Source organism: Lysinibacillus sphaericus, from assembly GCF_000600105.1.
GTDB lineage: Bacteria > Bacillota > Bacilli > Bacillales_A > Planococcaceae > Lysinibacillus > Lysinibacillus sphaericus.
In genome coordinates this window covers 2,109,064-2,133,052 of record NZ_CP006837.1, presented here as the reverse complement: position 1 = coordinate 2,133,052, position 23,989 = coordinate 2,109,064, and the positions used below count along the sequence as shown (strand labels likewise).

Sequence of the window (23,989 nt, the reverse complement as noted above, 5' to 3'; positions counted from 1 at the left end):
CTTTTATTGGTTATTTAAATGCTGAAGCACTGCCTGAAAGTCCTGTTCTTCCCCTATCGCTTGAAAATGGATCAATGGATTACCCACTCGTTTGATTCGCTCTATAACAGCAGGTATCGTAAATTGTTCCGGTGATAGTTTGTCGTTTACTTCATTCCAATGTAGAGGTGTTGCAACTAAGCCCATTTCGTTACCTCTGGTGGAAAACGGCGATATAATGGTTTTCCCTTCCGCATGTTGCACATAATCTAAATACAATCTATCTTTGCGATTTTTCTTTAAACGTTCAATCGTATATAATTCGGGTTTTTGCTCACATAAAAAACGACAGACAAACTCTGTAAAAAGGCGAACTTGTTCATAAGAAAATGTATTGAATGGTAATGGAATATAAACTTGCAAACCTTTGCCACCAGAAGTTTTAACAAAAGACTGTAGTTTAAAATAATCAAATATTTCTTTTAAGTGTAGTGCACCGCTTATGGCAAGTGAAAATGCGTCGACCGAAGGAGGATCTAGGTCAAAAACAATCTCTGTAGGCTTTTCAGTGTCAATCGTTTGAAAAGGGATGTGAAATTCTAATGCAAGTTGGTTCCCTAACCACAACAGTGTTTCAAGATTATTGCATAGGATACTATGATGTTCGCTCATTCTTTCTGTTTCGACAAATGCAGGTAGATGTTCCGGACTGCTTTTTTGATAGAAACTCTCTCCTGGTACCCCATGAGGAAAACGAATTAACGTAATAGGTCGATTTCGTAAAAATGGCAGTATAAAGGGTGATACAAGCTGTAAATAGTACAAATAGTCCTCTTTTGTAATCGCGATAGCAGGCCACACCGGCTTGTTGGGATGCGTGACTGGCACACTATCCGGTATTGGCATAAGCTGGCGTTGCATAAGTTGCCAATTACAGTACTGGTGTTCCATTTCTAATCGAAAGGCATGAAAACGAGGTTCTCTTAACTTACTACCATCAAAGTCGATACATGCGATATCAATACAGATGGATGGTTCTAATTGCCATGTTTCGTTGTTTTGTTGCCCGTTTGCTTGAAAAAATGTAATAAGGGTATTTAACTCGTCCTTTTTCATCCCATGCCTAAAAACAACCACTTCCGTTAGCACACCCTGTCGATGCACACAACCGTGAAAATATCCATTTCCTTTATCAAATTTGTTCACAATCACTGTGACAATTTTCCAATTCTTAATTTTTAGCCAATGTGTTGACCGTACAGCCTCCTGCCATTTACTCGTCTTTTTCTTGGCAATAATACCTTCACCATTATAAATTTTGATGAAATGCCACAAAGTTTGGCTATCTTCAAAAACATCAATTGCTTGTAAACGATGGTTTTCTTCATATTTAATAGCAGTCGGTAGCTTTAACGATGTAAAAAGAGTGTTTAGTTGCTGTTTTCGCGTTTTTAAATAGCGATTCATTTGACTTTCCCCTTGATAGGAAAGTAAATCAAAAACAATATAATGACAAGGAAAGGATGTGGCATGTTCAGCAATCACTTCTTTTTTTTGCATTCTTCCCCGTTGTTGCACGATTGCAAATTCACTTTTATAGTTGTTGATTAAATACACTATTTCTCCGTCAAATACTAACGGTAAAAATTCTTTGATCTGATTATAAAGACTTCTGCAATAATCAATAATTTCCGGAAACAAATGATTTAACACATTGCCATTTCTACTTTTCAAAATAGGCTCTTCACCAGTCCATTGTAATAGACAGCGGAATCCGTCATATTTCCCTTCGTAAAGCCAATCATCTCCTTTTGGCGGTTCATTTGCTTCTACTAATAACATTGGTTTAATCTTGTACACCTACTTTCTTATTTTGTACTGTTGACACTATTTTTATTTAGCATACATAAAACACATCAAATTATTACATAGTAAGAAAAACGAGGTGACAACATGCATACAGTTTGGAAAGGCAGTATTTCATTTGGTCTTGTCAACATACCAGTTAAACTACATGCTGCTACAGAAAATAAAGACATTAAATTACGACAACTTCATAAAGAATGCCATACACCTATTAGCTATAAGAAAGTATGTGAGGGTTGTAATCAAGAAGTAACGGAAGAAAATATTGTAAAGGCATATGAATATGCAAAAAATAAGTTTGTCGTTCTAGATGAAGAAGAGCTAGAGAACTTGCGTAAAGAAAACGAAGATAAGGCTGTTGAAATTATCGATTTTGTTAAATTAGGCGAAATTGACCCTATCTATTTTGAACGAACTTATTTCTTATCGCCTGATACTACAGGCAGTAAGGCATATGCCCTATTGCGACAAACATTAGAAGAGTCAGGTAAAATTGGCGTTGCTAAAATTATTATTCGTTCGAAGGAACAGCTTGCGATTGTTCGTGTTTATCAAAATGCCCTCGTAATGGAAACAATCCATTTTCCTGACGAAGTTCGTAATGTGCAAGATGTTCCAAACATCCCAAGCGAGCCAACCATTGTTCAAAAAGAATTAGACGCTGCACTGATGCTAGTTGACCAGTTAACAACTGTATTTAATCCAGAAAAATATACAGATGACTATCGCAATTCTTTAATGGAACTTATCGAAGAAAAGAAAGCGACAAATTCAGTATCTGCAAGTGATAAGCGTCCTCTACCTGACAACGTTACTGATTTGATGTCAGCACTCCAAGCTTCTTTAGATAAAACAAAAAAACCTACAACAAGAAAAAGAGCAACCAAAACGAAGAAAAATGCGTAATGCGGTGCTCACCAACCATAGAACAAAAGGCATCGAGAACTTGTATACTCGATGCCTTTTTCTTGTGATATAGCTACCCCCCCTTAAAAGGAAACGTATGTTTGTTCATCATGTTATAATTAGTATAAAAATTGATGGATGGTGTCTAATGACCAAAGTAAATATTGAGGAACGTATGAATCACTATCGTGTTCAAGGGTTAAGCCTTTTAGTAATTGAAAAGGGGCAAATTAGTCAAATAGAACATTATGGATATCTTATGGCAGGAACTAGGCAAAAAGTAAATGACCAATCTATTTTCAATGCCTGTTCTATAAGCAAATTTTTAACGAGCATGGTAGTAATGGTATTAGTAGAGCAAGGCTATTTAGATTTAGATGAGGATGTCAATCACAAACTGAAATCGTGGAAGGTACCGGAAAATCAATATACGAAGCTAAAAAAAGTAACATTACGAAACTTACTTTGTCATCAATCTGGCATTATAGATCCAGTGAATAGTTTTTCAACTTTAAACGCTGCTCATGCGAAACTGTCAATGGTAAATTTGTTAAATGGCACAACACCTTACTGTCAAAGCCCTATAGAAGTAAGTGGTGAACCTTGGCATGCATTTCATTATTCGGATGCTGGTTTTTGTATTATACAGTTATTAATAGAAGATGTAATGGCACAATCATTTGACTCGATTATAGAAGAGCATATATTTAAACCGTTAACTATGACACATAGCACACTTTCTACAACATTTGCATCATCAAAAGCACAATCTTTCGCTAGTGGTCACCACAAAAATGGAAAATCGGTGACAGATAACTACCCAATTTATCCTTACCCTGCTGCTTGTGGCTTATGGACATCCCCCGCTGATCTAGCTAAATTATTACTAGAGTTAATAAATGCTTTAAAGGGCTCTAGTAAAATCGGTATCTCTGCAAACCTAGTCGAAGAACTAATTCAACCACAAGGTGCTAAAGAATGGGCTGGTTTAGGGGTATTCCTTGAGGGCTCAGGACAAGAAGTAGAAATCTCCTCCCTTGGCTGGGGTATTGGGTTTCAATGTATGCTTGTATTTTTTCCTTATATAGAAAAAGGAATGATTGTTATGACAAATACTGATTTAGGCGTTCATCAAATGCAAGGAATCATAGGTGAACTATACAAATCACTTATCTCCTGTTCATAAACGACGTTTTTCCCTACCAAATCCAAACAAAACTAAGCAACCAGTCGTTGGTATAATACCGACAACTGGTTGGACAAATGCTTTTTTGACCGCCTTTTAGATATATCTCTTTATTGCTAAAACTTACTTAAAAAACATATGCGACAGCCAAAAAATCAACTTTCTTGTTTTACTTGATAATGCATTTGCACCATCTGTCCATAACATGTTGTCTTTATTAATTCTAGATTGATTTGCGGATTATCCTTTTTAAATAGGGCTATGCCAGAACCTAATATATGCGGGGTAATGGTAATAATGTATTCGTCAATTAGATTTTCTTTCATAAAAGCATCAAGAATCTCTGCTCCACCAACCATCCAAATATGTGCTCCTGATTGTTGCTTTAACTGTTGGGTAAACGATACAACATTTTCATTCACAAATTCCACATCGTCATTTTTGTTCTTTGCTGATTTCGAGAAAACATAACATTTTTTATCAGAATATGGAAAAGCATCAGAGTGTTCCATCACATAATCATAGGTGCGTTTCCCCATTATGATGGTATCAATTGTTTGATACATATCCATGTACCCATTATCCCCTTCCCCTTCTGATTCTAATAACCATTGTAAGTCATCATCCTCTTTCGCAATAAATCCATCTACACTAGTCGCAACAAATAAAACAATTTTTCTATTCATTAGGTGGTCTCCTTTTCTCATGAGCGTTTTGCTTTTGATTAAATCATTAGCACAAACTATACTAAACAGTAAACATGACAAGTAATGGCATGATTAAAAGAAAAGGTGAGAATATGTCTAAAGCAAAACGTTTATTAGATATTCTACTATTTGTAAATGCGAAAAGAAAATTTACAGCGCAAGAACTAGCCGATGAATTTAAAATATCCGTCCGAACTGTGCATCGTGATTTATTGGATTTAAGCGATATGGGTTTACCCATATATGCAGAACAAGGGAGGAATGGAGGATATACCGTTATTACAACACGTCTACTTCCACCTATGTTATTTACAGAAGAAGAAGTTGTATCCATTTTCTTTGCATTTCAAGCGCTCAATTATTATCGTGATTTACCTTTTGATGCTGAAATCCGCTCCGTCACACATAAATTATATCGTTCACTTCCAAAAGATGCCCAAGCAAAAGTAGATAAACTTCGCTCTTATATTGCCTTTTGGAATCCTAAGAGAACAATCGATACCCCTTTATTAAAAAATGTTTTAGATGCGTCGATTGAAGGAAGTCAGCTTCACATTCAATACCACTCAAAAAAAGCAATAACAACAAAGCATATTCGTCCTATCGGTGTATATGCTCATAATGGACTATGGTATATGCCTGCATACGACTTTCATAAAGATAAAGTTTTATTGTTTCGAGTGGATCGTGTCCATGCCATTATTTCAAGCATAAAAGACGACAGCAATTTTACAAACTTAGAAGAATGGTTTGATTCATATGAAGTAAAAACCCCTATTAGATTGCTTGTTGAACTGTCTAAAGAAGGCGTACGCCAATGTCTAAGTGAGCCAAATTTCCAAGGTTTCGTGACCATCAACGAAAATGGTACGGGTACTATCGATGCGATGATTGATGAAGGTGAGCTTCACTTTATCGCTCCTCTATTTTATAGACTAGGATTACATGCAAAAATTATTGAGCCAGAAGAATTAATCCAACATATGCGGAAACAGGCTAAAGAAATTTTAACGATGTATCAAGAAGGAAATTTATAAATGGCTCGTTCCAACTAGAATCTGCGTGGAAAATTTTTTGTTGGTCTGAAAATAAATATTTTATAGGTTATTAAAAATAAGGAAATGTAAGCAGTAAAATAGAGTTTGCGCCTTGCCCATATGTATACGATGTAACGTTGTTTGTGAAATCCTTAGCCTTGTTAATAGTAACTATACTGCCTCTCTCATTATGTATAGAGATGTTTCTTGGATAACAAGACCTTCTATGTTAACATTTACAAAAACCCCAATTAAGGAGTGAAATTATGGCGACCATTGAAGACTTTATGGCACTGGATATTCGAATCGGTACAGTTATGGAAGCGAAAGAATTACCAAAGGCACGAGTTCCCGCTATTAAAATGAGCATTGATTTTGGTGAAACATTGGGCATTAAGCAATCTTCTGCACAAATTACAAAACGATATACACCAGATGAAATCATCGGCAAACAAGTAGTAGCAGTTGTCAATTTCCCGCCACGGCGAGTAGCAGGTTTCAAATCAGAGGTTCTCGTAATCGGTGGTGTTCCAATAGAGGGAGATGTCATTCTATTAACACCCGATCAATCAGTACCCAATGGCACAAAAATTAGTTAAAGCACCCTATTCCCATTTTCACTGTCACTTTGCCATCCGTATAAAACATTTTATTTGATTGCACTGACAAATGGCTAAAGCTTGATAACTTCCTCTGCATATTCATAATAGTGTAAAGCTTAAAAAGCCTTTACAAAAACTCTCCTGTTTTGGGGTCACTTTCTTTAGGGAAGTGACTCTTTTCTATTTTTAGAATATTAAAAATCGCCCACAATAACGTACGCTTTTTTTGTTCATTTCAATTATTGATGAAGTTGTGATAGACTTGAAGTTTAGTGCCTAGAGACATCTACAATTATTTGACCAATATCAAGTGATCAATAATAGAAAAGGATGATAACCCATTGATTAACGAACAACATACCAATAAATATATATACACATATGTCCATCATGTAGATGAATACGATTTATGTAGAATGGAGATGCGCTCTTTTTTCGGTGTAGATTCCCCATCAAACTATATGATAAGCAATCTAGAAGTTGACCCTAGTCGTAGTCCTTTTATACAAGATCGACTTGCAGTGCTGTTTGAAGACCATAGCGTAGAAAATATAAAAAAATTAGTGAAGAATTTAATAGTTGGTGAAAAAACTTATAAGGTAGTTTGTTTAAATAATTTTGTTATAGGTCAAACAAAGAAAATTTCTCAGCCAGAGCGCCGACGAATAGAACGCGAGCTAGGATTATGTATCGAGGGAGACCCTGATCTAAATTATCCTGAAATTATTTTTGGTCTTATTTTAATAGATGGAAAATGGTATTTCGGTAAACATCTGAAAAGTGAGTCCATTTGGCGTAAACATTTACATAAACCAAATAGTTATTCAACAGCACTTAGTACAAGAGTTGCTCGCGCCGTTGCCAATATCGCCATTCCTCAGCCACAAAATATTCGTGCTATTGACCCTTGCTGTGGTATAGGAACGGTAATAGTAGAAGCTCTTTCTATGGGTATTGATATTGAAGGAAGAGATATCAATCATTTTGTTTGTAGCGGTTCTCGCGAAAATATAGCCTATTTTGGTTTACAAGGAAAGATTACTTTAGGTCCCATTTCAGAAGTAACAGAACACTATGATGTAGCTATTATTGATTTACCATACAATTTGTTTACGCATTCATCACGTGAAGATCAATATAATATACTTAAACACGCTCGTCGAATTGCGGATAAAGTAGTTGTCGTTACTATTGAAACAATTGATGATTTAATACATGATGCTGGTTTCATGATTGCCGATCGCTGCATTGCGAAAAAGCAGTCTTTCTTACGTCAGATTTTATTATGTCAATAAGCCTTCTCTATCACCATAAATGATTAATAACCCATTGGGGCTGATAGGAATTTCTTTCATCGGCCTGAATGGGATTTCAAAATAAACATCCCATATAGCCTATCAAAATTAAAAAGCACCTATTAGTCCTCACTAATAGGTGCTTGCTTGTTTACAATTTATTAAAAATAAGTATTATTTCTCGCCGCTTAATTCTACTAAAATTTTAGCTTGTGATTTATCGTTTGTTAAAGCTTCAAAGCCTTTTTCAACGATATCATCTAATTGAATACGGCCAGTAATAATTCCTTGAGGTTTTAATTGACCACTGCCCATTAAATCAACTGTTTGTTGGAATGATGTTGGTGTGTAAGCAATACTTGAAGTAATTTTCACACCTGTATTTGTTAAATGAATTGGATTCCATTCAATTGGACGAGCAAAGATTGATACAATAACCATAGTACCACGAGCTCTTGTTGCATCGATTGCTTGTTTAAATGTTGGCGCAACACCTGCAACTTCAAATGATACATCCACACCATCTGGAACGATTGCGCGAATTGCTTCTACACCATCTACTTCACCAGAGTTAATCACGTGCGTTGCACCAAGTTCTTTTGCTTTTTCAAGACGTGTTTCAGATAAATCTAATACGATAATTTTACTTGCACCAGCTGCTTTAGCTGCAATAGCAGTTAATAAGCCGATTGGGCCAGCACCAAAAATCGCCACAGTATCACCGAAACGTAAATTACCCTCTTTTACAGCTTGTACTGCTACAGCTGTCGGTTCAACAAGTGCACCGTCTTCAAGTGTCATTGTTTCAGGTAGTAAATAAACATTACTTTCAGGAGCATTTGCATAAGTAGTGAAGCCACCATCGCCATGTAAACCGATGAAGCTAAAACCATCATAAGCGTCCATATCTTCAGGTTTGTTACCGTGCGTTAATGTAGGGTTAATTGCAACGCGATCGCCCACTTTAAACTTAGTAACGTTTGCACCAACTTTTTCAATAGTTCCTGCAAATTCATGCCCCATAATCAGTGGAGCGATTTCACCAGTTAATTCATCTTTTTCTTTTGTTGGAATAAAGACAGGTCCTTCTTGATATTCATGTAAATCACTACCACAAATACCAGCCCAAGCTACACGAACTGTAACTTCATTATCTTTAAGAGCTTTTAATTCTCTGTCCTCAATACGAATGTCTTTTTCTCCGTACCAAACTGCTGCTTTCATAATGTCGAAACCTCCGATGGAATTTATGTCTTTTTGTCACAACTTCATTCTATCACTAAAATAAAATGATACAAATATAATGACTCAAAAAAATTATAGTAATCCTATTAATTTAGTATATAACTAAACAAAAACAATATATTGATGTTTTAAAACAAATAACACTATATATTGTATATCATAAACTTTGATATTTTCTCTATAGTAAAATACATATTTTATTAGTATATCAATAAACGTTTTAAACATTGAAATGTTTGCTGTTTAATTAGGGTGCGTTTTGCAGTGAAAAGAAGATTAACAATATGAATTGTTGTTAATCAAATCTTTTGGTTATGATAATCGAGGATTTAAGAAATGTCGTTTCCATCATTGTCGGGAGCGTTGGAAAGAATGAACACTCTCTTTCCAAATCTCGAATGAGAACGACACGAAATAATATAGTTTACAGAAGAATGATAATGCAAAAATTGTTTTCCTAATTGTCTTGCTTCTCTTTATCTTTTTTTATTTTTATCATAATCAAGGTAATGATGAAACCAACAAAAATAACAATCCAATTATCTATAGCAGAAAAAGAAAATATTTTAGATATTATAAAAAATCCTACTAAATATGCAGTAATTATAAATGAACCATAATCTGTAATAAACGAACCGAGATCTCTTCTTTTTTTCATAAGAAAAAACTTTCACATCCTGTAATTACAAAATAATTAAAATTATCGTGTTACTATATTTTTAATTAATATTTATGTGATTTTGCATATGCATAGATAGCCTATTTTCAACTAATGAGTTCTAATTAATTATTGTTTAGATATATAACAATACAGAACCAAATTTTAACAGACTGTAATATTCAATTATTATAAAATTATAAAAGTAACAAGTTGATTTAAACTCAACTTGTTACTTTTTATTATTATTTAGATCCTCTAATTACGTCATGATAAATATTAGTAGCAGATCTAAGACCAAATTCTAAAAGCATACCTGTACCAGCACCTTTTGCAGCACCTTTAAGTCCTCCACTAAATAATCCTTTTATAGCACCGCCGCCAGTTCCATATGGTGTTTCAATATTTCCATAAACAGTTTGTTGAGCTGCCTTATTAATTGCTTTTCCATAATCAACAAATACGTTACCTACTTTTTTCGCAGTACTATTAAATACTTGCCCTACTTTTGAATTATTTAATGTCTCTCCCATTGCTTTTCCTGTATTGTATGCGTCAGTACGAACTGCCATTGAAATCACACTCCATTTTAAAATTTATATTTTCCCACAGTAAAATTACATGAGTAGAATATACCTAATGATCTAATGATCCATTAGATTTTAAAATAAAATGAAAATCATATATTACAGTTATATCTTAAAATAGAATTAAATACACCCCGAGGTACTATTATGTTAATACTATACAAAAAAACTTGTCAATACTTTTTCTCTATTTTTCAAAAAAATATGTATCTTATTAACCATATTTTTTAGATAAATATATTCAAAAATCCACTATTTTTATAGTGAGTGACTTTCACGAAATCTGGTGATCCAGGGCATCAATTCAGACTAACTTCTAGTTTTTGAAGTACCCCAACGTAGTAGGAGTTTCTAACCACTAAATTTAATTGATGAATTGTAATATTAAGTGCAACACCTTTAAGACAAAATAAAAGAAACCCATAACGACCTCGTATAAAATGTAGTTACCACACCGACATTTTGAGGAGGAACCGTTATGAGCTATACTCATCTTACCATATCTGAACGCGCTAAAATAGAGGCCTATCTTGAATTAGGTTATTCCAAACGAGAAATTGCCAGGCAGCTAAAACGTAGTCCCTCCACCATTTCTAGAGAGCTGAAACGCCATACAAACTGGTCAGCTGAAGTAGCACACGATCACTATCAAACAAATAAATCGAACCTGTGGTGCGAAGTTAAAACTAACACCAACTTTAAAGGAAACGGGACACCTTTGGACATTGGGCGTTAGATACAATGGTTTCCGGACGTGGCCAAGCAAAGGGCTGTGTCGCTACATTTATTGAGCGTAAAACCCGTTGGTATACTGGCATTTTGATGCCAGACCGTTCTGCAAAATCAATGGAAGCAGCCATCAAAAAGTTACACCAACAATTGCCCAAAGGAACAATCCAAACGGCAACAACCGATCGAGGAAAAGAATTTAGCTGTTACAATGTGCTAGAAAAAGAACTAAACATCCAAGTCTATTTTGCGGATGCTTATTCTGCTTGGCAGCGTGGCAGTAATGAAAACGGCAACGGCTTACTGCGCGAGTTCTTCCCTAAGAAAACGAATTTCGATCACGTGACACTAGATGACATGAATCAAGTACTCCATTTCATCAACCATCGACCAAGGAAATGCCTTGGTTGGAAAACAGCATACGAGGCGTTTCGGGAAGAACTGTTGCACTTAATTTGACAAACAATCAATTAAAAAGCATTTCAAGGGAATAAATATCAACTCTAAAAAAGCAGAGACATAGCTAAAACTATGCATATGTCAAAAGTGTATGTATTTTTAATCAATTAACTTCCTTATATATAGAATTACCAATTGAAGATACACTGAAAAGTTTACTCCTAAAGAAGCACAATACGCGATTGATAATTTAGAATAAACTTAAACCCAAATCCAGGACTAATTTTTCCAACCTGTTCATTTCTTAAATGACAAATTAGTAATTCTTCTACTTCAGCTCTTACTGCCCGTTATTTGTATATTTACAATTCATTTTTTCATCCTTATGTACTGATACTGTGACATCATTAAAAAATTTAAGCTCCTTAGATTATCTTCCATAACAATAGTTTTTAATAAAAAGAGCCCCCGATTGTTCATATATCTAACAATCGGGGGCATTTTTTAATACCTTGTACTATATAATAGGCAATTTTTAGCTCATTACATTTACTTGATTTAATTGCTTAATATCTTGTTTACGATCCCACTCAAATGTAATTAAATCTTGACTATTTAAATTTTCAGCCATTAAGGAAACGGCTGAAATTCGACTATTGTCATACAGTTTAAAGTAATAGTTTTTACTTTGTGCACACATAGCTGAGGTATAGATGGTATAATCCGTTTTCCCCTCATTTGTCAAAACAACACCTTTTGGGATATTTACAGAAGATAGAATATGGAACAAGTTTGTTACGCCTTCTGTTTCATTTTTGGCTTTTTCAGTATATTTTTTCCAGTATGCTACCCGAAGAAAACGTGCTGACGGCGTAAAATCACCTGGTAATCCTAAGCCCCCTGCCCCTTGCCCAAACGGTGTCAAATCCAAGTCTCCCATCATAATATCTTGTGGCGGATTTGGTGTGACACCAATGTAAGCTCTTAAATTTGTCTGATGCCATTCATAGCCAGGGCTATTCGTCATGACGCCAATCGTTTTTCGATGAATGGTAATGCCTGTTTTATCCGGTTCAATAACAATCGATTCACCAGAAGCATCTGTAAATGTATAGTGAAGTGGGGGTGCAAAGCCAAGTATTATATTGGCCTCATTCAATAATGTATAAGAAGTTAATTTTTCAATAACATCATCGACAGTTACACAATTTCCTAAAACTTGAGAAATTACATACACGGGATTGATGCCTCTTGTGCCTTTTTTAGGTTCGTCAGCATAAGTCGCAAATGTAGCATAGTAAAGCATTGCGCCCATTAATCCCTTTTCGTTTACCCCATCATAGAGAACTGGTGATGTAATGTCAGTGCTTCCCATTCCAACAAAAGCATATGAATTGTTAATGACTACATTTTCTTTTTCTAACAATCGAATGCCGTAATTACGTGGGACAATAATCACTTTACTATCTGGTTCCATTGTAAAATCCATTGTGCGAGCGAATAAACTTTTATCATCTGTTGTACGAATTGATAAGCTACTGCAACCTAACATAAAAAACACTCCCTTGAAAAAGTATTTTAAAAAAATGTAACGGAATTATTTTTAAATCAACTAACGTATCTTCATAATAAAGAATTTACTTCACTTATCACGAGTACCATAATTAACTAAAAATAGATTTATTCCGCTTCCAAAACCATACTATCACTTCCATTAATGGAAATTCAAGGATAAATTTACGCCGTTTTTTGGCGGTCATACCACCTTTTTTTAAGACTGAAATTTCCAATCCCATGCAATAACGCCACATCGCGCCACATACACCGTCATTTTTTGGCGTTACTATTATTTTCTAATACTATGAAAGTAGTATTTTTAAAAAATCCACTGTCTAACAATTGACTTTCTAATAAAATTCATATTTTTATAGGCATGTATTTTTTCACTAAACTGTCAAATTTGATATACGTTTACATATATAAAAGACCCTCTTTGCTTAGCAACTGGTGCAAATATAACTATCTTTTATGATTAGGAGGTAGGTTAAAGGATATGCTATTGAATAGGTAACTTATTATGAACTACTAGTAAATTACAAAATCACCATTTAAGGTTACATTTCATAGAATGGCATTTAATTCACACGATTATTACTGACAACACTTACCAATATTGATACAATCTTAACAATGATGGCAATTATAGATTTAAGATAAAACATTACATATCTTCAATGTAATTTTTATAAATTAAAATAATAGGAGGATTTATTAGTGGGATTATTTGATATCTTTAAAGGGGACAAGGTTCATAACAAACAAGGTATGAATCCCCATTTTGCATTTGTAACTTCTTTACTTTATATGATGGGGGCAGATGGTGAATATGATAATGAGGAAATAGGTCAGTTGTTATCAGTTATTGGAGGTAAGAAAAAAGGCAGTACAGTTTATGTAGGTGGTAACAATAATGATTTAATGGACCAAGTTATTAAATACGTAAATAGAAATTCCGTAGACCAATTTTTACTTGAAGCGGCTCCAGCATTAACTGATGCTCAAAAGATGTGCATTTTAGTTAATATTATCGATTCATCTTTATCTGATGGTGAAGCTGAAATCCAAGAACAACAACTATTTGCTAAATTCTTAAAAGCTTTCGGGATTTCTGAAGAAAGATTCAAACCTTTCTTTGAAGTTATTGTTTTAAAAAATGATCGTTCAGTATTCTTAAATCCAAACCATGCGAAAAATCAAACTGGATATAAAGTAAATCTTTCAAAATAAAATCCCAGTCACTCATTTTAAATGAGTGACGTTTTTGTGTTTATAATAAAATCAAAGTTAAATTCATCTCGTTCTTTTGCTCGTGTAGATTAGGCTGCTGTATATGACAAGATTATCTTCCCTTACACAAAAGCATTTGTTGCAATAATTCCAGAACAACGTTTACACAAGTATAATTGGGCAAAAATAAATAACCAGATAATGAGCATCTGATTATTTAATCGACCCACCCGAAAATTTCATCAAATGAGTTTAATAGTATTAGATTTTTAAATTCCTGCTACTATTTAAGTGAAGTAAGAAATAAAATTTAATTACTATACTTTGATTTAAGAACGTTATTTGAAATATCTTTAAAAACCCGAGACAATATCAAAAGGCGTAGCGTATCCGTTTACTAACACTTGAACTGTGTCATATTTTGCATCACCATGAGTAATTTTAAATACGTACTGTTTTAACTCACTATTTTCTTGACTTACACTATCTAACTTTATGTCTAATATGTTCTCTCTCACTTCAAGCTGAGCTATAACTGTTTCTAAAGATTGAAAAATAATATAGGCGTCTCCCTTTTCACTATCATGAATGTATTGCAGTGTGGAATTAGGATTAATTCTTTCCGTTACTTTTGTTGGAACACTTTGAATTTCAATAATACTTAATTCTTTTGAATAACAAGCTGCTACTATGATTGCCGTAACTAACATTAAAGAAAATTGTCTCCTCAATTAAGCACCATATTTCTATTAGGTAACCTTGTTTTCACAAATATTATATAACTCAACATGCCGAAAGCGGATGGAGGACATTTTGCTCTTAACGCTGTATATCCAAATGAACAACAATAAGTATTTATTTTTTATTTTTTCGTTCTAATAGGATAGGTGCTATATTTAGTAAAATTGAAACAATGGTTAGTAACCATAACGTTTTTTCCATAGTCGGTACAACATCCAATAAAGCCGCCCAATCTTCAACTTTTACCCAATTAGATAAAAGGCTATGTTCTGCACAGAGTGTCAATGCTGTAAATGATAACCCCATTGCCATCGCAAGTTTATAATCTTTACCTGTTATATACCTATATAGATTGAAAAAAGTTGCTATTATAGTAATAAGACCTAATATTAACCACATAATGATACCTCCCTTTTTCAATATAGACACAAATTGTAATTAAATGGTTCCCACTTCCTCATTCGGACGCAGTATTGGCGTAAATTACGACACCATGGAAGGAAGATTTTAAACAACTATTTGAAAAAGAGCACCACAAAGGCACTCTTTAAAGATTCATTATTGCAGTTCAGTTGTTTCACACTTGCAAAAAGAAGCAGCAGATTAAACGATTCTCTGCACATGTACTACTTCACACTTATGTAAGTATTATAATTGCCGAAGGTATTCCCGTTACCAAGATAGCCAAAATGATCGGAGATACTCCAAAAATGGTTATGAAGGCATATGCTCAGTCGTTGGCATATGAAGAACTAAAACATGAATGACATTTGGTTAATTCCTATTTTTTACCTTTATTTGGGGTACAAACGATATTTGTACCCCTCCACTCTTGCTATATAAGCTTTTATTAGTCTATCTAAATATATTATGTTCATATAAAAAATCATAGGAAAGATCGACAAATAAATATTCGTGTTCATTAATGGCAATCGAAAATGTTCGCGTAATTTCTCCTGTCTCGATATCTCGATACAGTTCTGAAATTTCCCCATTTTGATCATTTCGCATTTTAATAATCGTTTGTAGGAAATACGGTCGCCAACTCCAATTTTTATTAATTGCATTTGGCTGTAATTCCCATATCCCTTCTACACGCATCACGTTAGGCGTTAATTGGAAACCATCCTCATTACAGATATATAATCGGAAAGAGTAATGATCTAAAAGCTCTGCTAAATGTTCTAATTGTGAAATATTATCGCTAGAAGGCTTTACTCGATGAACAATCGCTTCTAACTCTTCTCTTAATTTCTTCAACTCGAAATATTGTGCCTGAAGCATCTTCTTTTCAGATGTTATAAATTGCTGACATTCCTCTTTAAAACGTTCCTTTAATATATCTTTCTCCACAAATGTCTTTGCAGCATTTGCTAAATAAGAACCTTGATAGAATCGTCCCCCGTTTTTCCAAGCAAATTGCAATTGGTAAACAGTTCCTATTCCTTCAAACAATAAGTTAGCCCCGATTTTATAAGCTAAGCTTCCAATGGCTGAAATCATATCAGATTGTGCAGACCATGAGTCATAATTCAAATCACGTATATTAACCTTTAAAATTTGAGGTGATAATAATGCGATATGTTCTAAATGACTTTCAGCACCTACTTCTTGCACAGCAATTTTCATACCGAATGTTGTAAAATAGCGAAGAGCGTGGTGCAATTTATTAATATCGCCTAAAAATCGATGCTCGGAAACAACTAAGACAATACGATGTAAATCTTCTTCCCCTATATATTGTTGAATAATATTAAAATGACTTTCACCGAAATCTTGCATTAACAAGTTTGGATTACTTGGAATATAAATATCAATATCGGGTGCTACTGTGTCTATCTGCGTTAATGCAGCGTGTAAAATTTTATGCTCCATATCAATCCGATATTCTTCTGGAATATCTTCATTATTCACAAAATCTTTTAAATTGATTTGTTGACCTTCTATTTGTAACTGTCCGGAAATTTCGTAGGCAATCACCGTATGCGCATCAGCGCTAAATATAGGTTGAAAATACCCATGTATTTGATCTAAATTAGTTAACACTTCAATTGCGTCCATTGTCGAAACCTCCATACTTGAATAATCTATCATTATTCAAAAATAACATTACAACTACAGTTCATTTAATGAAAAAGCTCTCTGACTGTATAATAGTTTGTTTATAGGAATTTCGCAACTTCACATGCCATATTTTTGTTATTCGTTTGTTCGTTTAGACCGTCACTAATTCTTTTTCCTGTTGTTTTTGTGCGATTGTCTCCGGTCTGCGTACCCAACTCAGTCCAAGTGTTCCTTCCCCTGCATGCACACCGACACAAGCACTCAATGGCAGAACGTGAAAAATAATAAACGGATACGCTTTTTCTAGGGCTAATTTCCAATTCATCGCACCTTCTTCATTATTACAGTGAATAACAGCTACTTCTGGAATTTGATGTGAGTCTAAATCATTTATTAGAAGGTTTTCTACATATGCTTTTGCTTTTGCTAGTGCACGTACTTTTTCCTTCATGACAACTTTACCATTATCAAAAGAAATAACGACTTTTATATTTAATAGTTGACTCAAAAACGCCTGTGTCCCTGACACACGGCCACTTTTATGCAATTGTGATAAGCTCGCTGGGATAAAGGACAGCTCGCTATGATCTGCAAGTTCATTGATTTTTTCAACGATTTGTTGTGGTGGGACGCCTTCTCGTTCTAATTGCTGCCCGAGTTCTATCATTTTCATCATTGGGAATGAACCGATTTTAGAATCAACTGGATATACTTCAAATTGTGCTTGTTGTGCTGCTGTGAAAGCGCTTAAATAAGTGCCCGACAAATGTTGCGAAGTATGAATAGCAATAGCACAGTCATAGCCTTGCTGTTTTAACGATTTATATAACGCTACCACTTCACCAATGGCAGGTTGCGATGTCTTTGGATGTGTTTTAGTAGTACGAAGTTTGTCATAAAATTCATCATGTGTCATATCAACAGTTTCTCGTAATACGCCCTCTTCAAAAACAATATTGAGTGGTAACACGTGAATTTGATTGTCCTGTATGAATTTTTCATCTAACAATGCTGCTGTATCTGTAACCCATGCTATTTTCTTGTTCATTAAATGCTGTGCTCCCTGTCTATTGTAAAGTATTAATCCTTATAACTTATGCAACTATACATAGACAGAACCGTGATGAATAGTGACATTTATCATAATTGCACAATTTTTTTACAGCGTTCGACATTTTTTCGACAAAATTCACAATAAAAAACCGTGTCCTAAAAGTAAAAAATGTACACACTTCTAGGATACGGTTATTATTCGTTATTCATTCATAAAGAAATACCAGACTACTGCCGCAATCATTAACGATACAAGGACTGCAATTGTTACACGCAATGGCGAAATCGGTGCGTCTCCTCCAACACGACCTGTTTGACCATTCACCATAAATCGATAAATTTTCTCTTTATATCTAAAAGAAGAAAGCCATATTGGTAACATTAAATACTTATATGTAATGTCATCATGTGTTGTAGAAAATCGCAAATTGGAGACAACATCTGCAAATTTTTCTATACGAATCTTTGCCGTAATTTCCGCTTCTAAATGATCGTGAATTTCTCTCTTTGCTTGGTTCCAGCCATCCTGTAAACCAATACTATAGCGTTCTGAGAGAAATCCTGCTACATACTCTGGTTTATAGGATTTATTATTTAATAAGTTAAATGGCTCTATTTTTCGCATCATCTGACGATCATAGCGAGTTGTTGCACTAATTAAATAATCATCTATAAATTCCTGATAGAAACCACTGGTAGTATACCAATCTGTAACTGTACGCTGATTGCCATCCTTATCAGTGACCGTTCGATGCTTACCATAGCTTGCAGAATAGCGTGAGCTTGTTTTTGTATCAAACGTCCAATAAGGTAGATAAACACCTTTAAAAGCATCCGGCTTTGCACTAATTTTAGCAGCCTTTGGCGTAAACCATTTACTTTTAATCCACTTTTGAAAATTTTCGCCTGCTTGTTTATCTGTTACTTCAAATGTACATACGCCATTTGGTGCAAGTGTATTGGAAGCACTCGCTTCCATTACTTGATTTGAGCCACAATATGGACAGCTATCTGCTACTTGTAATGCATCATAAATCGTTTCAGCAGCACAAGCTTTACAAACAACCGTTTTTTTCTCTACACCCCAGTTAAAGTTTCCTCGCTCTTCGGCCTTTGCAAAATCCATTTCTTGGGCCACTTTTTCTTGTTCCTTTTCCGGTTTGGCAATCTCGGTTTCAAAGCCACAATATGGACAAGTTAGCTTGCCTGTTGCGGGGTTAAACTCAATTGATGCACTGCATGATGGACATTCAGCATCGAATTCTAACTTTGCCTCTTTGACGTTTTCCATTTCTTGCGTCGTCATCATCAGTCATCTCCTTACTTTAGATCATTATCATCGAAAACATCGCCACATTCAGGGCAAAATTTCGGAGGATTTGCAGGAGTTTCTGGCTGCCAACCGCATTTATCACAAGCATATTGCAATGCGCCAGACGGTTTTTTCGCCCCACATTCACTACAGAATTTACCTTTATTGATTGTGCCACATGAACATGGCCAGCCTTCTTCTACTGGCTTTGCTGCACCACAGTTTGAGCAAAACTTACCCGTATTCTCTTGTCCACATGAACATGTCCAAGCATTGGATGGGCTCGATTGTTGTGGCGTTGTTGCTTGTCTCTGTTTATTTTGCTCGCTCATTTGGAATAGTTGGCTTGCATTGACGCCACCCGCTTGTGTTGCCATATTCATCCCCATGAACCCAGCCATTGCACCGCCGTCATTGTGTGAAGCTGCAATCATCGCCTCTGCTTGTGCCCCAGTTAAATGCGCAGCCGCCATCCCAGGATCACGCATCACTGCATTGCGCTGTAGTTGTTTTATCATCGCTTCATCTTCTTCAGAAGCTTTTAATGAACTAATGCCAAATGATACGACTGCTAAACCACGTGTTGCCAACCATTTTTCAGATAACACTTTGTTAAGAGCATCTGCCAGCGCCACTGTATGCGCAGGGATTTCACTATAGCGCACGCCACTTGCCGAAATTTGAGCAAATGCTGGTTGTAATGCCGTCATAAGCTCTGTTTTCAATTGACTATCAATGGCATCCCGCGTATATTCACGCTCTACATTTCCACAGACATTTGTATAAAATAATAATGGGTCTACTATTTTATAAGAATATTCACCATGACAACGAATGGTAATATCAATATCTAAGCCAATATTGCGGTCAATGACACGGAAAGGAATTGGCGCAGGTGTTCCGTACTTATTGCCAACGATTTCTTTTTTATTGAAATAATACACACGTTGATCTTTAGCAGGCTCTCCACCAAATGTGAAACGCTTTCCAATTTGCTTAAACGTTTCCGTAATGTTTGCTGACAAATCATCCCCATACATAATAGATGGCTCTGTAGATGTGTCATAGACATATTCACCGGATTCGGAAGAAAACTCCACTACCTTGCCTTGCTCAACAATCATCATACATTGCCCTTCATTAATGGCAATAATTGAGCCATTACTAATCAGATTGTCATTTCCTTTATTTGAGCCACGTTTCGAAGTGCGTTTAATACCTTTAGCAACAAGGACATCTGCTGATAAGGACTCACAGTAGAAATACTCACGCCATTGATCTTCTAATACACCTGCTAATGCCCCAATACCTGCTTTTAATAAACCCATTCTATTTCCCACCTTTAAATAAATACTTAATGTTATTTTATCATTAAAAATATTGCCCTACCTATTGTACTACGCAAAAAAGGACAATTTGTTTCAAAATTTTCACTTGGGCATTAGGATGCTTATAACTTCCCTACTGAAAAACCGTCAAATAATTTTCCACCATATGGTGCAAGGCGAAGCCAAGCGAATTAATAATTTTCGCTAAAGGTCTTGCATAACTAATCTTTATAAGAGTTCGGAATATTCTTTATAATCATCATGTTACGATTAACTTTGCTCAACTACACATTTATTGCACATATAGTTTTAATTAATAGCAATAGAAAATGACCAAATTCAATATTAATAGAGAACTTGGTCATTTTTAAATGTTAAGTAAGTTAATCATAGTTATATTTATTTGTTAAATATAACTTCCCCTGTATCTGCTAATTTAATAATTACAGGTCTCTTATCACCTATTCCTATTTCGATATATTTGTTATTCGTCACCTCTTTCACCAATGCAACATGATATTCTTCATAGCCTTCGTCATGAAGTTCTAATCCGTTGTCTGTGTCATAAAATGTATCAATTTCGCATAAACTGGTCTGATTATTATCCCAAGTTATTTCTATTTTAGGCTTTGAAGTACTATACTCAAGTAATTTTAAAACTACATTATCAATAATCATTTTATCTAGCTCCTCATTAGGCTGTCTTTTGATTTTTATCAAAAACGACAATATCTAAATCCGAGGTCTCTATCGCCTCTCCCCGAATGACACTTCCAGCCAATAAAGCCCCATCGCAATGAGGGAAATGTTTTGTAATAAACTGAAGTGTTGCTTCGACTGCGTGATCCCTTTTTAAATAATCCAAATTGCCAACTCTTCCTGAAAATTACTGAATTACATAGAATATACTTTCTACACTTGCAGAAAATCTCCTGTTAAAGCGAATCAAATTTTTACAAAGGAATTTGTAATTAATAACAGATTGCTAAAATCATGTATAATAATATATAGCACGATGAAAAATGGTGCTAATACCGTTGTATGGTTAATTTTCTAAACAGAAAGGAGCTATAACATGGACCAACAAGAGATTTTAACGATTATGAACTTAACGAAGAGCTATGGCAGCAAAGAAATTTTAAAAGGAATTGACTTACATGTGTCAAGAGGCGAAATTATTGGCTACATCGGTCCGAATGGCGCTGGCAAAAGTACAACTGTCAAAATTATATTGGGGATTGAAGGGGAATATGGTGGTGAAATTAAGCTATTTGGGGAGGATATTAAACAAAATAGCATTGATTATAAACGGAAAATTGGCTATGTGCCTGAAATAGCCGATGTTTATGATAATTTAACTGGCTATGAGTATTTGACTTTCATCGGCCAGCTTTACGGATTGCATTTAGATGTAGCGACCGCCAAATCTAAATCATTAATGGAGTTGTTCGGTGTTGGAGAAGCCTATCATGCAAGAATATCTTCTTATTCAAAAGGCATGAGGCAAAAGCTATTAATTATCGCTAGCCTTATACATAATCCAGATTTACTGTTCTTGGATGAACCTATAAACGGCTTGGATGCGAATAGTGTCATGATTTTCAAAGAGATTTTAACGCAATTAGCAGCCCAAGGTAAAACGATATTTTATTCCTCCCATATCATGGATGTGGTCGAAAAAATCAGCAGTCGCATTATATTACTGAATGATGGAAAAATCGCTGCTGATGGAACATTTGCTCAACTACAAGCCGCTAATACGGCCGGAACGTTAGAGGGGATTTTCAACCAACTAACAGGTTTTCATAATCATAAAGAAATTGGTGAACAATTCGTAGCGGTTGTCCAGGAGGTGTAGTAATGAAAGATTTCAAAGTCCTGCAACTACTTGATAAAATGCAATTTATTTTTCGGAAAATGGGCATTGATTATTCGATTATGAGACAAATCCTCCATATTAAACTAACGATGGATGAACGAAAAGTACCAACCATCTTTAACCAAAATAAAAAAGATCAAAAAAATAGCTACTTCAAATCTTTATGGATTTACGCCCTTTATGGTCTTATACTCATTCCTTTTATGGGGTTTGGTGATAACTATCATTTTCAAATGAGCATTGCATACGGCATAGTTATCTTTATCGTGATGACTACTTTGATTTCCGATTTTTCTTCTGTACTACTTGATGTTCGTGACAGAAGCATCCTGTCAACGAAGCCGATTAATGCTAAAACGATAAATGCCGCTAAAATATTGCATATTCTTATTTATTTAACTTATTTAACAATTGCCTTAACGGCGATTCCCCTTTTAGTCAGCTTGTTTACACAAGGAATATTATTCTTTCTATTAACCGTATTCGCACTTATCTTCATCAATATTTTCATTGTCGTGCTTACAACTATTTTGTATATTGTGATTTTAAGATTTTTTGATGGAGAAATGCTAAAGGACATCATTAATTATGTGCAAATTGGCTTATCCTTAGTGTTAATGATTGGTTATCAAGTGCTTATTCGCTCCTTTGAGTTTGTCAACCTTGAAATGGTCGTAACGTTCAAATGGTGGAGTATTTTCATCATCCCTATGTGGTTTGCCGCTCCTTATGAGCTTATCTTAAATGGTAATAACTCTTACTTCACGTTAGTAGGCACTATCTTCTCCGTCTTTATACCACTTATTTCAATAGGGCTCTATATAACGTTAATTCCAAACTTTGAGCGCAATTTACAAAAGTTATTAAGTACGAGCAAATCAAAGAAGGAAAAGAAAAGTCGTTTAAAAGATTATTTCTTATCTTTTATATGCCGAACAAGTGAGGAAAAGGCATTTTATCGTTTTGCCTCTCTTATGATGAAACAAGAACGGGATTTTAAATTAAAAGTGTATCCATCATTAGGGTTTTCTTTCGTGATACCATTTATTTTTATGTTTAATATGATGCGGTCAGATCATGTTGACTACTCGACCAGTATAAGCTATTTAAATATTTATTTTAGTATGCTGATTATTCCATCTGCTGTGATGATGTTAGGTCATTCCGCAAAATATAAAGCGGCTTGGATCTACAAAGTCTTTCCAATTAAAGACTATACAGACTTACAAAAGGGTAGTTTAAAAGCCTTTTTAATAAAGCTATATATTCCGCTGTATCTCGTTCTTAGCATCGTATTTTGCTTTATTTATGGCCCGAGAATCATTCCAGATTTATTGATTGTTTTAGTAGCAAGCTGTTTGTACACAATCATTTGCTACATGGGCTTTGAAAACAAAGTTCCTTTCACGAAACCCTTTGACGAAATCGGTGATGGACAGAGTTGGAAGGCCTTAATATTATTTATTCCATTAGGTATACTTGCATTTATACACTATCTACTGGCAACAAGCATTTCTTATGGTACTTTTATTTATTTCTTTGTACTGGTCATTGTCAATTTCATTTCTTGGAAATTCTTGTTTAAACGAGCTAAGTAATACTTCAAGGAAATAGACATTGCTTATCTAG

General features: G+C 34.8%; 21 protein-coding genes and 3 pseudogenes. 10 read left to right on the top strand and 14 right to left on the bottom strand.

Annotated features, from left to right (window positions below):
• Positions 1-3 precede the first annotated feature (3 nt).
• On the bottom strand, positions 4-1,830 hold the full coding sequence (locus T479_RS09920; protein WP_025219432.1) for a DNA ligase D: 1,827 nt from the start codon (positions 1,828-1,830) through the stop codon (positions 4-6).
• A gap of 102 nt (positions 1,831-1,932) precedes the next feature.
• Between T479_RS09920 and ku the strand changes: the two genes are divergently transcribed.
• Positions 1,933-2,751, top strand: coding sequence for a non-homologous end joining protein Ku (gene ku, locus T479_RS09915; protein WP_025219431.1), 819 nt, complete (start codon positions 1,933-1,935; stop codon positions 2,749-2,751).
• A gap of 148 nt (positions 2,752-2,899) precedes the next feature.
• Positions 2,900-3,937, top strand: coding sequence for a serine hydrolase domain-containing protein (locus T479_RS09910; RefSeq protein ID WP_025219430.1), 1,038 nt, complete (start codon positions 2,900-2,902; stop codon positions 3,935-3,937).
• A gap of 155 nt (positions 3,938-4,092) precedes the next feature.
• Here the strand turns inward: T479_RS09910 and T479_RS09905 are convergent, their stop codons facing one another.
• Positions 4,093-4,623 carry a dihydrofolate reductase family protein gene (locus T479_RS09905; RefSeq protein ID WP_025219429.1) on the bottom strand — a complete coding sequence of 177 codons (531 nt, stop codon included), beginning with the start codon at positions 4,621-4,623 and terminating at the stop codon, positions 4,093-4,095.
• A gap of 113 nt (positions 4,624-4,736) precedes the next feature.
• Between T479_RS09905 and T479_RS09900 the strand changes: the two genes are divergently transcribed.
• From T479_RS09900 to T479_RS09890, 3 genes are all read left to right on the top strand, one after another.
• Complete coding sequence (locus T479_RS09900) at positions 4,737-5,681, top strand: helix-turn-helix transcriptional regulator (protein ID WP_025219428.1); 945 nt, start codon at positions 4,737-4,739, stop codon at positions 5,679-5,681.
• A gap of 266 nt (positions 5,682-5,947) precedes the next feature.
• Positions 5,948-6,280: a chaperone CsaA gene (csaA, locus tag T479_RS09895; protein WP_025219427.1), complete on the top strand. Its 333-nt coding sequence runs from the start codon at positions 5,948-5,950 to the stop codon at positions 6,278-6,280.
• 344 nt (positions 6,281-6,624) lie between these two features.
• Entirely contained in the window at positions 6,625-7,578 is a 954-nt protein-coding gene (locus tag T479_RS09890; protein WP_407080994.1) for a TRM11 family SAM-dependent methyltransferase, read from the top strand.
• A gap of 174 nt (positions 7,579-7,752) precedes the next feature.
• On the opposite strand, the gene T479_RS09885 is transcribed toward T479_RS09890, so the two are convergent.
• The 3 genes from T479_RS09885 to T479_RS09875 all read right to left on the bottom strand — a co-directional run bounded on the left by T479_RS09885 (position 7,753) and on the right by T479_RS09875 (position 10,053).
• Entirely contained in the window at positions 7,753-8,802 is a 1,050-nt protein-coding gene (locus T479_RS09885; protein WP_024361837.1) for a 2,3-butanediol dehydrogenase, read from the bottom strand.
• 478 nt (positions 8,803-9,280) lie between these two features.
• Positions 9,281-9,481, bottom strand: coding sequence for a hypothetical protein (locus T479_RS09880; RefSeq protein WP_025219425.1), 201 nt, complete (start codon positions 9,479-9,481; stop codon positions 9,281-9,283).
• A gap of 245 nt (positions 9,482-9,726) precedes the next feature.
• Positions 9,727-10,053 carry a hypothetical protein gene (locus T479_RS09875; RefSeq protein WP_025219424.1) on the bottom strand — a complete coding sequence of 109 codons (327 nt, stop codon included), beginning with the start codon at positions 10,051-10,053 and terminating at the stop codon, positions 9,727-9,729.
• 493 nt (positions 10,054-10,546) lie between these two features.
• Between T479_RS09875 and T479_RS23180 the strand changes: the two are divergent.
• Both T479_RS23180 and T479_RS24340 read left to right on the top strand, forming a co-directional pair.
• A pseudogene (locus tag T479_RS23180) lies at positions 10,547-11,256 on the top strand (IS30 family transposase).
• A gap of 142 nt (positions 11,257-11,398) precedes the next feature.
• A pseudogene (locus T479_RS24340) lies at positions 11,399-11,455 on the top strand (Ltp family lipoprotein); the annotation flags it as partial.
• 276 nt (positions 11,456-11,731) lie between these two features.
• Here T479_RS24340 and T479_RS09865 read toward each other — a convergent pair.
• On the bottom strand, positions 11,732-12,748 hold the full coding sequence (locus T479_RS09865) for a bile salt hydrolase (RefSeq protein WP_024361838.1): 1,017 nt from the start codon (positions 12,746-12,748) through the stop codon (positions 11,732-11,734).
• A 722-nt stretch (positions 12,749-13,470) separates the two neighbouring features.
• Here T479_RS09865 and T479_RS09860 point away from each other — a divergent pair.
• The gene (locus T479_RS09860; RefSeq protein WP_025219423.1) at positions 13,471-13,983 is read left to right on the top strand and encodes a tellurite resistance TerB family protein; all 513 of its coding nucleotides are present in this window, start codon (positions 13,471-13,473) and stop codon (positions 13,981-13,983) included.
• Positions 13,984-14,336: 353 nt separating this feature from the next.
• Here the strand turns inward: T479_RS09860 and T479_RS09855 are convergent, their stop codons facing one another.
• The 8 genes and pseudogenes from T479_RS09855 to T479_RS23170 all read right to left on the bottom strand — a co-directional run.
• Positions 14,337-14,693 carry a peptidylprolyl isomerase gene (locus T479_RS09855; RefSeq protein ID WP_227665439.1) on the bottom strand — a complete coding sequence of 119 codons (357 nt, stop codon included), beginning with the start codon at positions 14,691-14,693 and terminating at the stop codon, positions 14,337-14,339.
• Positions 14,694-14,838: 145 nt separating this feature from the next.
• Positions 14,839-15,123, bottom strand: a complete 285-nt coding sequence (locus T479_RS09850; RefSeq protein WP_025219421.1) for a hypothetical protein — start codon at positions 15,121-15,123, stop codon at positions 14,839-14,841.
• Between the two features lie 456 nt (positions 15,124-15,579).
• Positions 15,580-16,785, bottom strand: coding sequence for an EAL-associated domain-containing protein (locus T479_RS09845; RefSeq protein ID WP_024361843.1), 1,206 nt, complete (start codon positions 16,783-16,785; stop codon positions 15,580-15,582).
• Positions 16,786-16,939: 154 nt separating this feature from the next.
• A complete protein-coding gene (locus T479_RS09840) occupies positions 16,940-17,836 on the bottom strand; it encodes a fatty acid kinase binding subunit FakB (protein WP_024361844.1) in 897 nt (298 codons plus the stop codon).
• 207 nt (positions 17,837-18,043) lie between these two features.
• The gene (locus tag T479_RS09835) at positions 18,044-19,147 is read right to left on the bottom strand and encodes a TFIIB-type zinc ribbon-containing protein (RefSeq protein WP_024361845.1); all 1,104 of its coding nucleotides are present in this window, start codon (positions 19,145-19,147) and stop codon (positions 18,044-18,046) included.
• A gap of 14 nt (positions 19,148-19,161) precedes the next feature.
• On the bottom strand, positions 19,162-20,481 hold the full coding sequence (locus tag T479_RS09830) for an SPFH domain-containing protein (protein ID WP_025219420.1): 1,320 nt from the start codon (positions 20,479-20,481) through the stop codon (positions 19,162-19,164).
• A 399-nt stretch (positions 20,482-20,880) separates the two neighbouring features.
• Complete coding sequence (locus T479_RS09825) at positions 20,881-21,159, bottom strand: YxxD family cognate immunity protein YxxD (RefSeq protein WP_025219419.1); 279 nt, start codon at positions 21,157-21,159, stop codon at positions 20,881-20,883.
• Between the two features lie 31 nt (positions 21,160-21,190).
• Positions 21,191-21,346 (bottom strand): annotated as a pseudogene (locus T479_RS23170) (nucleotidyltransferase domain-containing protein); the annotation flags it as partial.
• 210 nt (positions 21,347-21,556) lie between these two features.
• Between T479_RS23170 and T479_RS09820 the strand changes: the two are divergent.
• Both T479_RS09820 and T479_RS09815 read left to right on the top strand, forming a co-directional pair.
• Positions 21,557-22,339 carry an ABC transporter ATP-binding protein gene (locus T479_RS09820; protein WP_025219418.1) on the top strand — a complete coding sequence of 261 codons (783 nt, stop codon included), beginning with the start codon at positions 21,557-21,559 and terminating at the stop codon, positions 22,337-22,339.
• A 2-nt stretch (positions 22,340-22,341) separates the two neighbouring features.
• The gene (locus tag T479_RS09815; protein ID WP_025219417.1) at positions 22,342-23,958 is read left to right on the top strand and encodes a hypothetical protein; all 1,617 of its coding nucleotides are present in this window, start codon (positions 22,342-22,344) and stop codon (positions 23,956-23,958) included.
• The last annotated feature ends 31 nt before the right edge of the window (positions 23,959-23,989 follow it).